Origin of the sequence: Rubrivirga aquatilis, assembly GCF_046845665.1 — a bacterium.
GTDB lineage: Bacteria > Bacteroidota > Rhodothermia > Rhodothermales > Rubricoccaceae > Rubrivirga.
In genome coordinates this window covers 3,222,041-3,237,280 of record NZ_CP177355.1, presented here as the reverse complement: position 1 = coordinate 3,237,280, position 15,240 = coordinate 3,222,041, and the positions used below count along the sequence as shown (strand labels likewise).

Genomic DNA, 15,240 nt, shown 5'->3' with positions numbered 1-15,240 from the left:
GTGGAAGGCGCGCTCCGCCGGAGCAGGCGCAGCGGGCTCCGCGTCTCGCGTGGGCGAGAACGGAATGCGGTCGAGTAGATCGGTAATCGGCACGGTATGGAGGGGGGCGTCCGGGAATGGCCGCGTGTCATGAGAGGCGATTGCAAGGGCCGTGCCGGGGTTCGGTCGCCGGTCCGCTCGGCACGGCCCGCCCGGTATCTTCGGGCCTCGCCCCCCCGAAGCCGTGCGCGTCCGCACCGTCGCCCTGCTGGCCCCCGCCGTCCTCGCGCTGGCGTACGCGCTCGCCGCCTGCGGCGGGCCCGGGGCCGATCCCGTCGCGGCCGCCGACGACGGCTGGACATACGTCGGCGACGGCGCTTGCCAGCAGTGCCACGCCGACCTCGCGGCGTCGTACGCGCGGACCGGGATGGGCCGCTCGCTCAGCCGTTTCGACCCGGCGACCGCCCCCGAGCGGTTCGGGCCCGACGGCACCGGCCCGGTCGTCTGCTCCGACGACGGGTGGTGCTACCAGCCCTTCGTCCGCGGCGACTCGCTCTTTCAACGGGAGACGCGGACGGATACGCCGGAGTACGCCCGCGTCGAAGCCGTCGACTACGTGGTCGGCTCGGGCAACGCGACGCGCTCGTACCTGATGGCGGCCGGCGGGGCGCCCGGGTCCGACACGCACGGCGCGTACCTCACCGAGATGCCGCTGACGTGGTACGTCGAGCGCGAGCTGTGGGACCTCAGCCCGGGCTACGACCAACGGAGCCTGCGATTCGACCGGCCGATCACGCTCGACTGCCTGACGTGCCACGATGCGAGGCCGGGCCACGAGCCCAGCCAGAACTACTTCACCGACGTGCCCCTCGGGATCTCGTGCGAGCGGTGCCACGGGCCCGGCTCCGCCCACGTCGCGGCCTTCGAGGCTGGCGGGTCGCCCTCCGACTCGCGCATCGTCAACCCGGCGGCGCTCGATCCCGGACGCCAGCTCGACGTGTGCCAGCAGTGCCACCTCACCGGGGAGACCGTCTACGCGCCGGGGGAGGACGCGACGACGTACCGCCCGGGCCGGCCCCTCGCGGCGCACCGCTCGGTGTTCGTCTCGCAGGCCTCGCTCGACGACCCGGTCCAGTTCGGGATCGCCAGCCACGCCGAGCGGATGATGCGCAGCGCGTGCTTCACGGAGAGCGCTGGGACCGCCCGCCCGATGACGTGCACGACGTGCCACGACCCGCACGTCCCGACCGCAGAGTTGGCCGCCGATTATTTCAACGTGACCTGCGCCAGTTGCCATGGGCCCTCAGCGCACCTCGACGCCTGCTCACGCCCCGAGGCGACGACCGCCGAACTGGCGACGGCCGGCGATTGCGTGAGCTGCCATATGCGGTCGGCCGGCACCTCCGACATCCCGCACGTCGCGTTCACCGACCACTGGATCCGGCGCGACCCGCCGCCATCGGAGCGGGCCCCGGCGGGCCGGACCGACACGCGCGGCACGACGCCCTACACCCTGGTCGACCTCGCAGGCGAGCGCCGAACCGGACCTGACGCTGACGCCGACCTCGCCGTCGCGACGTTCGCACTCTACGAGACCGGCCACCCGCTGCCCGCCTACCTCCCCCGGATCACCCGATTGGCACGCGGCGCGCTCGCGGCCGGCGTCGAGCGGACGGACGTGCGCGTGGCGCTGGGCCGGGCGCTCGCCGAGCGCGACTCTCTGGCGGCCGCGCGCGAGGTGCTGGCGGAAGCCGTCGACCGGGATCCGGCGTCGGCGTCGGCGGCGCTGTGGTTGGGCGTGGTCGAGAGCCGACGCGGGCGGCACGTCGAGGCGGCCGAGGCGTTGCGGGAGGCCGTCCGGCTGGCGCCGCGGCTGACCGAGGCCCGCGTTCGGCTGGGCACCGCGCTGTTCGACGCCGGGCGCGCTCGCGAGGCGGCGGACGTGCTGGCGGAGGCGGTCGCCCAAGACCCGCTCCGCCATCCCGACGCGTGGAACGCGCTGGGGCTGGCGCACCTCGGGCTCGGAGCGACGGGCCCCGCTGTGTCGGCGCTGCGCCGCGCCGTCGCGCTGGACCCTCGTCTGGCGGTCGCCCGGGCCAACCTGGGCGCGGCGCTGCTGGCGGCCGGCGACCCGGCGGCGGCCCGCGCGCAGTTGGAGGCGGCACTGCGGATCGACCCCGACGAACGCTCGGCGCTCGGCAACCTGGGCGTCGCCCTCGGCCAACTTGGTCGGACCGCCGAGGCCCGCGACGCGCTGGAGCGCCTGCTCCGGCTCGACCCCACCGACGCCCGCGCCCGCGCCGCCCTCGCGGGGTTGGAGTAGCGCGGGGATCGGGAGCGGGTCTGAAGGATTGCGGATCTTCCCCCAGCCGCTTCTGCTCGGTTCTCCCAGTCCGGCCGCCCCCCGACGCTGTCTCGATGCTCCGACTCTTGCTCCCAGCCTTCGCGCTCGCGCTCTCCGCGTGCGGCGGCGGCGGCCCCATCGATGTGGCGACCGCCGACGCGGCCCCGCTCCGGCTCGACCGCGACGCCCCCGAGAAGCTTCTCCGCTCGGTGCTGGGCCCCTATGCGGGCGGCGACCCGTTCGCGTCCGGGCTGGTCACCGACGAGGGAGACGACCTGACGCTTGCACTCGACCAACTCCCCGCCGACGCCCGCGCCGCCCTCGTCGACGTCAACGGCGACGGCGCCATCGACTGGGATGAGCTCGCGGCGATGCTGGAGGCGACGTATGGCGCGGCGACAGGCGTCCCGGCCACGCTCGCGGGCGTCCGCCAGCAGGCCGACTACCTCGGCGGCGAGCCGGGCTGGTTCACCGTCGACACCGACGGCGTGATGACGGCGGCGCGGCGGCGCATCCACGTGCCCGTCGAGGCGCTGCGCCACGCGATGGGGACGCTGCCAGGTGGGGGAGACCTCGTCTACCCGGCCGGGACCTGGATCGTCGGCGAGCACCTCGTCGACGGCGCCGTCGTGGAGACGACGGCCAAGCGCAAGCGGGCCGACGGGTTCTGGGACTTCGCCGTCTACGACGCCAACGGCCGGCTGGCGCCCGCGACCCAGACCGAGCCGCGCGCCCTGCGCGTGCCGACGCAGTGCACGGGGTGCCATTTGGGCGAGCGCCGCTTCGAGCCCGAAAAGAGCTTCCCCGGCGAGGCGACCGACGGGCCGTTCGGCCCCCGCGCCATCCACGTTCCTCCGGGCTGGCGGAGCGCCGAGGCGACGCGGCGCTTTGACGAGCACGCCAGCCGCGACGACGGCGTGCTCGGCTTGTACGCGACGCTCTACGCAGGTCGCCTGATGGCCCAGCGCGAGCGCGGCACGATCGCCCCGGATGACGCCGCGCTCCTCGACCGACTGGGGCTCTGACCCGGCGCGCGGCCGGCGTTGGGGGCGATCTTCCCCGACCCGCTCGCCCGGCGACGACGCTTCCAACCCCCCGCCCGATGCCCGCCCTCTCGACGGTCCGCCTGGTCAACGCCGTGTTTTACGCGCACCACGGGGTGATGGAGGAGGAGCACCGGATCGGCGGGCGCTACGAGGTCGACGTCGCGATGTCGCTCGACGTGCGGGAGGCCGCGGCGACAGACGACCTCACGAAGACGGTCGACTACGAACGCGTCTACGCGCTCGTCCGCGAGGTCGTCACCGGCACGTCGGCGTTCCTGATCGAGCGCGTGGCGTGGCGGATCGCGGAGGCGGTGGGCGAGGCGTACCCGGCCGTCGCCGAAGTGGAGGTGACCGTCCGCAAGCCGAACCCGCCGGTCGGGGGGCCCTGCGACCGGGCCGAGGTCGTCGTCCGCCACGCGCCGTGAGGCGGGCCTTCGTGGGGCTCGGCGCCAACGTCGGCGACCGGCTGGCGGCGCTACGTGAGGCCGTCGCCACGCTCGACGCGCGGCCCGACACCACGGTGGTCGCCCGGAGCGCGGTCTACGAGACCGAGGCGCTCGTGCGGCCCGGCGCCGCGCCCCAGCCCGACCACCTCAACGCGGCCGTCGCCCTCGACACGACCCTCGGCCCGAGCGCCCTGCTCCGCGTGCTGCACGCCGCCGAGCGCGCGGCCGGGCGCCGGCCGGACGCCCCGCGCTGGGCGCCGCGGCCGCTCGACCTCGACCTCCTCCTCTACGGCGACTGCCGCCTCGACCTCCCGGACCTCCACCTCCCGCACCCCGGGCTCGCGTCGCGCCGCTTCGTGCTCGCGCCGCTCGCCGACATCGCGGCCGACCGCGTCGTCCCCGGAACGGACCGCGCCGTCGCCGACCTGCTGGCGGCGTGCGAGGACGCGTTGCGTCTGGAACGGACGGATTTCCTGCTGTGACAGACCGGCGTCCCTCGAAGACGCCTACCCTGTCCCCGGGCGGCGCGATCTTTCGGCCCCCCATCTGAGCCCATGCCTGCCCCGACGATCCCCGCCCACTTCGCCTACGTCGCCGTCGAGGGCGTCATCGGCGCCGGAAAGACGACGCTCGCCCGCATGCTCGCCGAGCGTGTCGGCGGCAAGCTGGTGCAGGAGGAGTTCGAGGAGAACCCGTTCCTGGGCTCGTTCTACCAGGACCGCGACCGCTGGGCGCTCCAGACGCAGCTCGCGTTCTTGGCCAGCCGCTTCAAGCAGCAAAAGGCGCTCGCGGCGCGCGACCTGTTCGTCGACCACGTCGTCTCGGACTACACGTTCGACAAGGACCGCATCTTCGCGCACGTGACGCTCGACGGCGACGAGGTCCGCCTGTACGAGACGCTGTACGGCATCATGGAGCCGTCGGCGCCGATCCCGGACTTGGTCGTCTACCTCCGCTCGTCGGTCGACCGGCTGCTCCACAACGTCGCGCTGCGGGGCCGGAGCTACGAGTCGGGCATGGAGCGGGCGTACCTCGCGGAGCTTGCCGAGGCCTACGACCGCTACTTTTTCCACTACTCGAAGAGCCCGCTGCTGATCGTCGACGCCTCCCGGATCGACTTCGTGAATCAGCCCGGCACGTTCGACGAACTCGTCCGCCAGATCGCCAGCGTCAAGGGCGGCACGGCGTACTTCAACCCGCCCCAGACGATGCAGCTGGCATTTTAGCTCGCTGCGCTCGCGGGCATGGGGAAAGAGGGGACGGGGGACGGGCGGACGATGCGGGACCGAGATCTGCCGCTTCCGTCGAACTGGAGTGCTCTCCTGGGGCCTTGCGCAAAGAGTGGGTCGGTCGGCCCCTACGGGTCGTTCGGTGATCTGCCCATTCCCCGTTCCCCCGTGCCTACTCCGGCGGATCCAGGGAAACGGTGATGAAGGCGAAGGCGCGGACGCGCTCACCGCCGTCGCGAGCTGGGCGGAAGACGTGGCGCCGGGCGGCGTCCAAGATGGCGGCCTCGAAGAGGTCCGGGAACGCGGCGACCGACTCCTCTCGGCCCCGGCGGAAGGCCGTCCGCTCGACGATCTCGGCGTCGGTGACGCGCCCGCCCTGGCTGACGAGGACTTTGACGCGGGCGCGGCCTCGGAAATCGGAGTCGGCGCCGCGCGGGTAAACGGGCAGGGCCTGCCCGCTCAGCGTCGGGCTCCGGTCCGGGCGCTCGACGATGCGGTCGGACGACGGGGCGGGCCCGGACGGCGCGGGCGGCGGCGGCGCGGGCGGGGCGGGCGGTCCGGGAGGAGCGGGCACCGACGGGCGGCGCGTGGGCGTCGGGGTCGGCGGCGGGGCGATGTCGAGGTCGCGGACGATCTCCTCGACCACGCGCTCGTCGGGCACCTCGACCGGCGGCAGGCGCGACTCGACCGGGAGCGGCGGCGGGGCGGGGGGGAGGTTGTCGGGCGGCGGCGGCTGGCGCGTCGGCTCGATCATCTCCATCACCACCATCTCGCGCTCGGGGAGCTCGCTGGGCAGCTCGGGCCCGAGGTCGACGGACGGCCACCACAGCAGCGCCGCGTTGACGAGCGCCAGGCTGACCGCGAGCGCGCCCAGCGCCCGCGTGGGGGCGTGGCGGTCGCGGGCGGAGGGGGGGCGCGGGGCGGGCATGGGGGAGGAACGGGCGCTACGGGCGGTCCGTGCGCGAGGATACGCGTCTCGCGCCCGGGTCCCGGTCCCAATCCGGACGGACTCGGCGCGACGGCTTCGGCAAACGCGCTGTGAAACCGGGCCACCGTCCGGATGTGCGGCGGAACCGTCCGTAGGTTGGGCGGAGCCTTCGGACGCCATGCCTCACGCCTGCATCCCGCCCGTTTCGCCTTTGCAAGAGCGGCCCCCGCGCCGTTGAGCCTTCCGTTTTTCGGGAGGCTTTTTTTATACCCCGCACGATGACCGAGACCCCTGCCAAGCTGGCCCTCGAAGACGGCACCGTCGTCACCGGCGTCGCCGTCGGCGCGCCCGGCGAGACCGCCGGCGAGCTCTGCTTCAACACCTCGATGACGGGGTACCAGGAGATCCTGACCGACCCGAGCTACGCCGGGCAGGTGATGCTGATGACGTACCCCCACATCGGCAACTACGGCGCCTTCGAGGCGGCGACGGAGGCCGACCGCCCGCACGTCGCGGGCTTGGTCGTCCGGAGCTTCTCGCGCGACCCTTCGAACCACGCCGCCGAGGAGACGCTCGACGCCTACATGGCGCGGCACGGGCTCGTCGGCATCTCGGGCGTCGACACGCGCCGGCTGGTCCGCCACATCCGCCAGGCGGGTGTGATGAACTGCGTGATCTCGTCGGTCGACCTCGACGACGCCTCGCTCGTGGCCAAGGCGCAGGCCGTGCCCAGCATGGCCGGGCTGGAGCTGGCGAGCGGCGTCACGACGAGCGAGGCCTACGACTTCAGCGAGACCGGCGACCGGCGCGTGGCCGTCTACGACTACGGCGTCAAGCGCAACATCCTGCGGTCGTTCGCGCACCTCGGCTGCCGCGTCCGCGTCTTCCCCGGCGACACGCCGTTCGCGGACGTGCTCGGGTGGGAGCCCGACGGCGTGTTCTTCTCGAACGGGCCGGGCGACCCCCGCGCGATGCCCGAGGCGGTCGCGACGGCGCGCGCGGCCATCGACTCCGGGGTCCCGCTGTTCGGGATCTGCCTCGGCCACCAGCTGCTGGCGCTCGCGGAGGGGCTCGAGGTCTACAAGATGAAGGTGGGCCACCGGGGCGCCAACCACCCCGTCCTCAACCTGACGACGGGCCACGTCGAGATCTCGACCCAGAACCACGGGTTCGCGGTCCGCGAGCAGGGGCTGGCGGGCGTCGCCCGCGTCGACCACCGCAACCTCAACGACCAGACGGTCGAGGGCCTGCAGTACGACCGCTTCCGGGGGTTCTCCGTCCAGTACCACCCCGAGGCCTGCCCCGGGCCGCACGACAGCCGCTACCTCTTCGACCAGTTTCTCGGCCTCATGGACGAGGCGACCGCCGAGGCGGCGTGATGCACCTCGCCCAGATCAACGTGGCCCGGCCGCTCGGCCCGCTCGACGGCGCCAAGCTGGCGGAGTTCGCGCGTGCGCTCGATCCGATGAACCTGCTCGCGGAGCGGTCGCCCGGCTTTGTGTGGCGGTTCCAGGACGAGGACGCCGAGGGGACGGCCCTGCGCGTGTTCGAGGACGGCCAAATGCTGGTCAACTTGTCGGTTTGGCGCTCCGTCGACGCCCTGCGCGACTACACCTACAACACCGGCCACGCCCACTACGTCAAGCGGCGCAAGGAGTGGTTCTCGGCCTTCGGCCGCCCGCACTACGCGCTGTGGTGGGTGGAGGAGGGCCACCGGCCCTCGGCCGACGAAGGCCGCGAGCGGCTCGACCACCTCCATGAAGCGGGGCCCTCGCCCCGCGCCTTCACCTTTACGCATCTCTATCCCGCTCCCTGATATGGCCATCCAACGCCGCGCCCTCGTCGTCCACTATGCGCCCGGCCACCCGGCCGAGACGGTCGACGAGCTGACCGCCCTCCTGAACGACGACTGGCGGCTCGTCTCGACGGCCGCGATGGGCGGGACCGGCGGCGCCACAGCGCCCGCCCAGTTCGCCTGCCTCGTCGTCGTCGAGCGCGACCCCCAAAAGACCGTCGGCGGATTCGCCGCCGGCTGACGCCAGCCGGGACTCGGCACTGCCGGGCCCATCGCTCTCCCCACCCCGAACCCGGTACCCCGTACCAAGGAATGCCCAAGCGCACCGACATCGAGACGATCCTGCTCATCGGCTCCGGCCCCATCGTGATCGGGCAGGCCTGTGAGTTCGACTACTCCGGCACCCAGGCCGCCAAGGCGCTCCGCCAGGAGGGCTACCGCGTCGTCCTCGTCAACTCGAACCCGGCCACCATCATGACCGACCCGATGACGGCGGACGTGGTGTACCTGCAAGAGCTGACGCCCGCCAGCATCAAGGAGATCGTCGCCAAGGAGCGGCCCGACGCCGTGCTCCCGACCATGGGCGGCCAGACGGCGCTCAACCTCGCCGACACGCTCCACCAAGAGGGCTACTGGGAGGCCGAGGGCATCGACGTGATCGGCGTCGACATCGACGCCATCCACATCACCGAGGACCGCCAGGCGTTCCGCGACCTGATGGAGTCGATCGGGCTCGACCAGGCGCGCTCGCGGGCGGCGAAGTCGCTGCTGGAGGCCAAGGAGATCGCCCAGGAGCTGTCGGGCGGGCACGGCTTCCAACCGATCGTCATCCGGCCGAGCTTCACGATGGGCGGCGCCGGCGGCGGCATCGTCTGGGAGGCGGCCGACTTCGACCACAAGGTGCAGCGCGGGCTCGAACTCAGCCCGGTCCACGAGGTCCTGATCGAGGAGTGCCTGTTCGGGTGGAAGGAGTTCGAGCTGGAGCTGTTGCGCGACGCGAACGACAACGTCGTCATCGTGTGCTCGATCGAGAACGTGGATCCGATGGGCGTCCACACCGGCGACTCGGTGACGGTCGCGCCGCAGCAGACGCTGTCCGACCCGCAGTACCAGGGCCTGCGCGACGCGGCCATCAAGGCGATGCGCTCGATCGGCACGTTCGCGGGCGGGTGCAACATCCAGTTCGCCGTCGACCCGGCGACCGGGCGGCTCGTCGTCATCGAGATCAACCCGCGCGTGTCGCGGTCGTCGGCGCTCGCGAGCAAGGCGACGGGGTACCCGATCGCGAAGGTGGCCGCCCGCCTTGCGGTCGGCTACACGCTCGACGAGCTGCCGAACGAGGTGACGGGGACGACCTCGGCCTGCTTCGAGCCCGCGCTCGACTACGTGGTGACGAAAATCCCGCGCTGGAATTTTGACAAGTTCGAGGGCGTCGACGAGGAGCTGACGACCCAGATGAAGGCGGTCGGCGAGGTGATGGCGATCGGGCGGACGTTCGCGGAGTCGCTCCAGAAGGCGTTCCAGAGCCTGGAGCAAGGGTTTTCGGGATTGGGTGCGGACGGGCCGCTGCCCGACCGGAGCGTGGTCCGCGAGCGGCTGGCGAAGCCGTACTGGGACCGTCTCCTCCACGTCCGCAACGCCTTCCGCCTGGGCGCGAGCGTCGCCGAGGTCCACGACGTGACGAAGGTCGACCCGTGGTTCTTGAACCAGGTCCACGACATCGTGGCGCTGGAGCGGGCGACCGAGGGGCGCGTGCTGGCGGAGATCGACGCGGCCGACATGCTCGACCTCAAGCAGGCGGGCTTCTCGGACGTCCAGATCGCGTACCTGACGGAGACCGAGGAGGACGACGTGCGCGAGCACCGGCAGTCGCTGGGCCTGCGGCCGACGTTCCGCGTGGTCGACACGTGCGCGGGCGAGTTCGAGGCGCTGACGCCGTACTTCTACTCGACGTACGACCAGGGCGAGACGGAGTCGACCAAGAGCGACCGCGAGAAGGTGCTCATCCTGGGGTCCGGGCCGAACCGGATCGGGCAGGGCATCGAGTTCGACTACTCGTGCGTCCACGGCGTGCTCGCGGCCAAGGAGATGGGCTACGAGGCCATCATGATCAACTGCAACCCGGAGACGGTCTCGACCGACTTCGACATCGCGGACAAGCTGTACTTCGAGCCCGTCTTCTGGGAGCGCGTCAAGGACGTGATCGACCTGGAGCAGCCAGCGGGCGTGATGGTGCAGCTGGGCGGCCAGACGGCGCTGAAGCTGGCGCGCAACCTGCTGGCGGCCGACGTGCCCCTGTTCGGGACGCCGTTCGAGAACATGGACCTCGCGGAGGACCGGGGCAAGTTTTCCCAGGTGCTGGAAGAGCTCGAGATACCGTTCCCGCCGTACGGGATGGCGCACACGGTCGAGGGCGCGGTCGAGGTGGCCGAGTCGATCGGGTACCCGATCCTGGTGCGGCCGAGCTACGTGCTGGGCGGGCAGGGCATGCGGATCGCGATCAACAAGGACGAGGTGGCGGACTACGTGGCCAACATCCTGAAGCTGTTTCCGCACAACGAGATCCTGCTCGATCGCTTTCTGGAGGACGCCATCGAGGTCGACGTGGACTGCCTGTCGGACGGCGACGAGGTGTGGATCGCCGGGGTGATGCAGCACATCGAGCCGGCGGGCGTCCACTCGGGCGACTCGACGGCCGTGATCCCGCCGTTCTCGCTCTCGGACGAGACGGTCGAGGTGCTCAAGGACACCGTCGTCCGGATCGCCAAGCGCCTGGGCGTGGTCGGGCTGATGAACACGCAGCTGGCGGTGCAGACGGTCGACGGCGTGGACCGGGTGTACGTGATCGAGGCGAACCCGCGCGCCAGCCGGACCGTCCCGTTCGTGGCCAAGGCGACCGGCGTGCCCGTCGCGGCGATCGGCGCGAAGCTGATGCTGGGGGCGAAGCTCGCGGAGTTCCGCGCGTCAGGCGTGTTGGAGTCGTCGCTCGTGGGCTACGCAGTAAAGGAGCCGGTCTTTTCGTGGGACAAGTTCCCCGAGGTGACCAAGGAGCTCGGCCCCGAGATGAAGTCGACCGGAGAGGCGATCGCGTTCGTGGACGACATCACGGACGCGCACATCTCGAAGCCGTTCGAGATGCGGAACCTGTACCTGTCGCGCTAGCGCTCGCAACTGCTGGCCTACTCAAGGGCGTCCGGTCCGGGCCAGCTAGCGAACGATTCGGGCGCTGGGCCGTTGACGGCCGACAGCCCCCCACACCGATGACCGACCCGACCGACGACCGCCCCGCCGACCGTGACCCGCTCGCGGATGACCCCGAGCTGTCCAAAAACGAGGCGCCGCAGGCGATGCACCTCTTCACCGAGCCGACGGAGCCTGACGAGCGTCTGGACCCGAACCTGGCGGCGTTCGACCGGGTGCAGAGCGGGAAAAAGGTCGATGAGGAATACCAAGCCGAGTACAACCGCCGCTACGTCAAGGAGCACGGCGACCACCACGGGAACGAGCCGGGGGTCGGCGAGGACGTATAGCGGATACGAGAGGGAGGGGCGTCGCGGTTGTGGCGTCATGCATCTCGCCTACCTCGTCGTCCTGCTCGCGCTCCCGGTTGGGGCGTCGGCCCAGCTTCGGATCCATGCCGCCGCGAGCGAGGCGCCGGCCGAGGGTAGAGGATGGGTGGCCGAGGCGCTGCCCTCGGGCGAGCCGGTCTGGGTCGGCCCCCTCGTGCTCGACGTGCAGGGCGCGGTCGAGACGGTCGGGCTGGAGGTGATCGGCGACCGGGCGGACGTGTCGCTGTGGCTCTCGCGCGCCGTGGCACCCGCGCTGTTCCGGGTGACGGCCGCGGCGGTGGGCGGCCGGCTGGCGGTCATGGTCGACGGCCGGGTGGTGGCTGCGCCCGTCGTGCGGTCGGCGGTGCCGAATGGGCTGGTGCTGGTGACCGGCTTGCGCGTGGCCGAGGCGGAGCGGCTGGCGGCAGCGCTCCGCGAGGCGGACCGTGTGACGATGGGGGCGCCGTATGGCGACCCGCCGGTCCGACCCGTGGGCGCAAGCGGGCCGGACCGTTCTGGTGAGCCGCCAGCTCCGATCGAGGCTGACCGCGCGGCGCTGGCGTTCGCCGACGCCATCGCCCGCCGAGACTGGCCGTCCGCTGCCGACGGGCTCCACCCCGAATCGGCCGCGGCGCTGCGGCCCGCCGCACTCGGGCTCGTTCGTCTCGATGGGTCGAGGGCCTACGCCCGCGATGGCTTGCGTGAGGCGACGTTCGACGTGTCGGGCATCGCGCCGGCAGGGGCAGCCGACAGGTTAAGCGACCGCGACCTCGCGGCGTTGTACTTCGCCGCGCTCGACGCGCTGGGCGACTGGGGCCCGTCGTGGGATGGCCGGACGGCCGTCGGCCGCATCGCCGACGGCGACCGGGTGCACGTCGTGCTCCGGCCGAGCGGGGGGGCAGGGGGGAGCGCTGCCGTGGCGATCGTCACCGTTCTCCGTGACGCCGAAGGGCGCTGGCGGGCGCTGCTGACCGAGGTGCGCGGCTACTGAGCCCGCTTCGCTACTCGTCGTCGTTGCGGTCGTGGAGCTGGAGATCGATCTCGAACGGGTCGAGGTCGAGGGCGACCTGCTGGGCGTAGCGGCCACGCAGCAAGAGCGCGCCGAGGGTGAGCGGGAGGGTGGCGAGGGTCAAGGCCGTCGCGGCAAGCTTGCGAGGGGTCATCAGGGTCGAGAGAAGGAGGAGGCGAGGTGTATGACGCGGCGCGGCAACGGTTCGCCGCCGTGCGGCATTCGGGGGTTCCCCGATGCCCGGTGTGGCGGATGCCTGAGACTTCACCCGTCGTCCCCAACTCGGTGGCGTTGCGGCCGTTTGTGGGACACCTTCCGAGACTGCGATGAACGCCTTTGGACTCCCGCCTGGCACCCGTCCCCACGTCGTCGTCGTGGGCGCCGGCCACGGGGGGCTGGCGTGCGTTGAGGCGCTCGCGTCGGCCGCCGTCGACGTGACGGTCGTCGATCGGAACAACTACCACAAGTTCCAGCCCCTGCTCTACCAGGTGGCCACGGCCGGGCTCGGGGCCGACGACATCACGCAGTCGATCCGCCACATCGTGCGGCGACAGGAGAATGCAGACGTCTTGATGGGGCTCGTCGTGGGCGCTGACCTCGACGCTCGCGAGTTGACGCTGGACACAGGCGACACCGTCGCCTTCGACGCGCTCGTTCTCGCGGCGGGGGCGTCGACGGCCTACTTCGGGGTCGAGGGCGCCCAGGAGCACGGCTTCCCGCTGAAGAACGTGCCCGACGCGCTGGCGCTGCGGTCTCACGTGCTCTCGCAGTTCGAGGCCGCCGCCCGAGAGCCGTCGCTCGTGGGCGAGGGCGTGCTGACAGTCGTGGTGGTCGGCGGCGGGCCGACGGGGGTTGAGATGGCGGGGGCGCTCCGCGAGCTGTCGCGCGTGCTCGCGAAAGACTTCCCCCGCCTCGACGTGACGGCCGCCCGCGTGGTCCTTGTGGACGGCGAGGCGCTGCCGTTGGGCGGCTACGACCCGAGTCTGCGGGGGTACACGGCCGACGTGCTGGAGGAGAAGGGCGTGGAGTTGCGGATGGGACAGAACGTCGAGCGCGTCGACAAGCGGGGCGTGACGCTGGCGGACGGGTCCCGCGTCGAGGCGCAGACGGTCGTGTGGGCGGCGGGCGTCCGGGCGGTGCCGCTGGCGGACGCCGTGGGCGTGGAGCAGACCCGGGCCGGGCGGATCGCCGTCGACGCGACGCTGCGGGTGCCGGGGCACGACCGCGTGTTCGTGATCGGGGACCTGGCGGGCGCGCGCGACGCCGACGGCGAGCTGTACCCGCAGGTCGCGCAGGTCGCCATCCAGCAGGGCCGGCACGCGGCGGCGCTGATCGAGGCGATGGACACGGGCGCCCGCGCGGATGCGCCGTTCGAGTACCGAGACCTGGGGCAGATGGCGACGATCGGGCGGAGCGCGGCCGTGCTCCAGACGCCCGGCGGGTTGACGATGACCGGTCTCCTCGCGTGGCTCGGCTGGCTGGCGGTCCACCTCATCGCGCTCGTCGGCTTCCGGAACCGCATCTCCGTGCTGTGGAGCTGGTTCTACAACTACCTCACGTACGACCGCGGGCCGCGCCTCATCCTGACCGACGACGGCGGGCCGCGCCCGGCGCTCGCGACGGCCCCGACGACCGGCGACACGCGGGGAGGCTCGCACGACCCGGCGCTCGCCGACGAACCCGGCGAGGAGTACGACGGCGCAGGGAACGCCTAGCGCTCCCCACCGTCACCCGGCCCATGACGACCGTCCACGACACCCCCGACCTCGCCGCCGTCCGCGACGCCCTCGTGGCCGCCGACCGCGTGGTGATCACCTGCCACCTCCGGCCCGACGGCGACGCCATCGGCACCGAGGTCGCGATTGCCCGCGCGCTCCAGTCGCTGGGCAAGACGGTCACCATCTTGAACGCCGACCGCGTCCCGCGCAACCTCGACTGGCTCGCCGACGAGCAGCCCACGGGGCTCATGCAGGTCTACGAGTCGGGCGACTTTGGCCAAGCCGAGGCCGTCTCGCAAGCGGATGTGCTCCTGGTCTGCGACGCCAACGCCGAGCACCGACTCGGCGACGTGGGCGGCGTCTTCCGCAAGGCCGGCAAGCCCGTGCTGTTGCTGGATCACCACCCCGAGCCGGAGACGTGGTTCGACGTGTCGTGCGTCCGCACCGACGCCTCGGCGGCGGCCGAGATCGCCTACGACCTGATCGCCGGGATCGACCCCGGCCTCATCGACCGCGCCGTCGCGACGGCCTTGTATGTCGGCATCATGACCGATACCGGCTCGTTCCGCTACGGCGCCACGACGCCCCGCACGCACGCCATCGTGGCCGATGTCCTGGAGCGTGGCGACCTCAAGTCCGAACCTATCCACGTGGCGCTGTTCGACGGCCGCAGCCGGGAGGGGCTCGCGCTGCTGAGCCTGGCGCTGACGACGATCCGCACGCACTACGGCGGCCGGCTGGCGACGCTGTTCGTGACGCAGGACATGATCCGCCAGTCGGGCGCCTTTTTCGACGAGACCGAGGGGCTGATCAACTACGGGCTGTCGCTCGACGGTGTGCTAGCGGCGGTGATCGCGCTCGAACTGCCGTCCGGCGTCAAGCTGTCGTTCCGCTCCAAGGGCGACTGCCCGATCAACAAGTGGGCAGGTCAGTTTGGCGGCGGCGGCCACCCGAATGCCTCGGGCGCCTTCGTCAAGGGCGGGCAGCTGGCGCGGACCATCAAGGACGTGGTCGACGCGGCGCCCCCGCACGTCGCCGCCGACCCCGACGCGGTCGCCGAGTCGGAGGGCTCGCTGTCCGACGCCGACCTCGCGCTGCTGGCCCAGTTCAAGGGCGGGCTCGATTAGGGGGGAGGGACGAGGATTGAGGCACGAGGGATCTCCCGGCCGGAGCGCTTCGATGACGTGGGCCGGCCGCT

At 72.1% G+C, this 15,240-nt stretch carries 15 protein-coding genes; 13 read left to right on the top strand and 2 right to left on the bottom strand.

Going from position 1 to position 15,240, the window contains the following annotated elements:
* Positions 1–223: 223 nt before the first annotated feature.
* From ACLII4_RS14310 to ACLII4_RS14290, 5 genes are all read left to right on the top strand, one after another.
* The gene (locus ACLII4_RS14310; RefSeq protein WP_412068077.1) at positions 224–2,302 is read left to right on the top strand and encodes a tetratricopeptide repeat protein; all 2,079 of its coding nucleotides are present in this window, start codon (positions 224–226) and stop codon (positions 2,300–2,302) included.
* 95 nt (positions 2,303–2,397) lie between these two features.
* On the top strand, positions 2,398–3,348 hold the full coding sequence (locus ACLII4_RS14305) for a hypothetical protein (RefSeq protein ID WP_412068076.1): 951 nt from the start codon (positions 2,398–2,400) through the stop codon (positions 3,346–3,348).
* Positions 3,349–3,425: 77 nt separating this feature from the next.
* The gene (gene folB, locus ACLII4_RS14300; protein ID WP_412068075.1) at positions 3,426–3,794 is read left to right on the top strand and encodes a dihydroneopterin aldolase; all 369 of its coding nucleotides are present in this window, start codon (positions 3,426–3,428) and stop codon (positions 3,792–3,794) included.
* The gene (gene folK, locus ACLII4_RS14295; RefSeq protein ID WP_412068074.1) at positions 3,791–4,297 is read left to right on the top strand and encodes a 2-amino-4-hydroxy-6-hydroxymethyldihydropteridine diphosphokinase; all 507 of its coding nucleotides are present in this window, start codon (positions 3,791–3,793) and stop codon (positions 4,295–4,297) included. Before folB ends, folK begins: the two co-directional genes overlap by 4 nt.
* Before the next feature lie 72 nt (positions 4,298–4,369).
* Complete coding sequence (locus tag ACLII4_RS14290; protein WP_412068073.1) at positions 4,370–5,041, top strand: deoxynucleoside kinase; 672 nt, start codon at positions 4,370–4,372, stop codon at positions 5,039–5,041.
* 175 nt (positions 5,042–5,216) lie between these two features.
* On the opposite strand, the gene ACLII4_RS14285 is transcribed toward ACLII4_RS14290, so the two are convergent.
* Positions 5,217–5,972, bottom strand: coding sequence for an energy transducer TonB (locus tag ACLII4_RS14285; protein ID WP_412068072.1), 756 nt, complete (start codon positions 5,970–5,972; stop codon positions 5,217–5,219).
* 278 nt (positions 5,973–6,250) lie between these two features.
* Between ACLII4_RS14285 and carA the strand changes: the two genes are divergently transcribed.
* The 6 genes from carA (at position 6,251) to ACLII4_RS14255 (ending at position 12,306) form a co-directional block, all read left to right on the top strand.
* Positions 6,251–7,351, top strand: coding sequence for a glutamine-hydrolyzing carbamoyl-phosphate synthase small subunit (gene carA, locus ACLII4_RS14280; protein ID WP_412068071.1), 1,101 nt, complete (start codon positions 6,251–6,253; stop codon positions 7,349–7,351).
* Positions 7,351–7,788 (top strand): DUF3291 domain-containing protein, encoded by a 438-nt coding sequence (locus ACLII4_RS14275; protein ID WP_412068070.1) that lies wholly within the window; start codon positions 7,351–7,353, stop codon positions 7,786–7,788. The genes carA and ACLII4_RS14275 overlap by 1 nt, the downstream gene beginning before the upstream one ends.
* 1 nt (position 7,789) lies before the next feature.
* Positions 7,790–8,008, top strand: a complete 219-nt coding sequence (locus tag ACLII4_RS14270; protein WP_412068069.1) for a hypothetical protein — start codon at positions 7,790–7,792, stop codon at positions 8,006–8,008.
* A gap of 71 nt (positions 8,009–8,079) precedes the next feature.
* Entirely contained in the window at positions 8,080–10,929 is a 2,850-nt protein-coding gene (gene carB / locus ACLII4_RS14265) for a carbamoyl-phosphate synthase large subunit (RefSeq protein WP_412068068.1), read from the top strand.
* Positions 10,930–11,027: 98 nt separating this feature from the next.
* Entirely contained in the window at positions 11,028–11,297 is a 270-nt protein-coding gene (locus tag ACLII4_RS14260) for a hypothetical protein (RefSeq protein ID WP_412068067.1), read from the top strand.
* Positions 11,298–11,334: 37 nt separating this feature from the next.
* Positions 11,335–12,306 (top strand): SecDF P1 head subdomain-containing protein, encoded by a 972-nt coding sequence (locus tag ACLII4_RS14255; protein ID WP_412068066.1) that lies wholly within the window; start codon positions 11,335–11,337, stop codon positions 12,304–12,306.
* A gap of 10 nt (positions 12,307–12,316) precedes the next feature.
* Here the strand turns inward: ACLII4_RS14255 and ACLII4_RS14250 are convergent, their stop codons facing one another.
* Positions 12,317–12,478, bottom strand: coding sequence for a hypothetical protein (locus ACLII4_RS14250; protein WP_412068065.1), 162 nt, complete (start codon positions 12,476–12,478; stop codon positions 12,317–12,319).
* Between the two features lie 172 nt (positions 12,479–12,650).
* Between ACLII4_RS14250 and ACLII4_RS14245 the strand changes: the two genes are divergently transcribed.
* Both ACLII4_RS14245 and ACLII4_RS14240 read left to right on the top strand, forming a co-directional pair.
* A complete protein-coding gene (locus ACLII4_RS14245) occupies positions 12,651–14,039 on the top strand; it encodes an NAD(P)/FAD-dependent oxidoreductase (RefSeq protein WP_412068064.1) in 1,389 nt (462 codons plus the stop codon).
* A gap of 23 nt (positions 14,040–14,062) precedes the next feature.
* The gene (locus ACLII4_RS14240) at positions 14,063–15,169 is read left to right on the top strand and encodes a DHH family phosphoesterase (RefSeq protein ID WP_412068063.1); all 1,107 of its coding nucleotides are present in this window, start codon (positions 14,063–14,065) and stop codon (positions 15,167–15,169) included.
* Positions 15,170–15,240 lie beyond the last annotated feature (71 nt).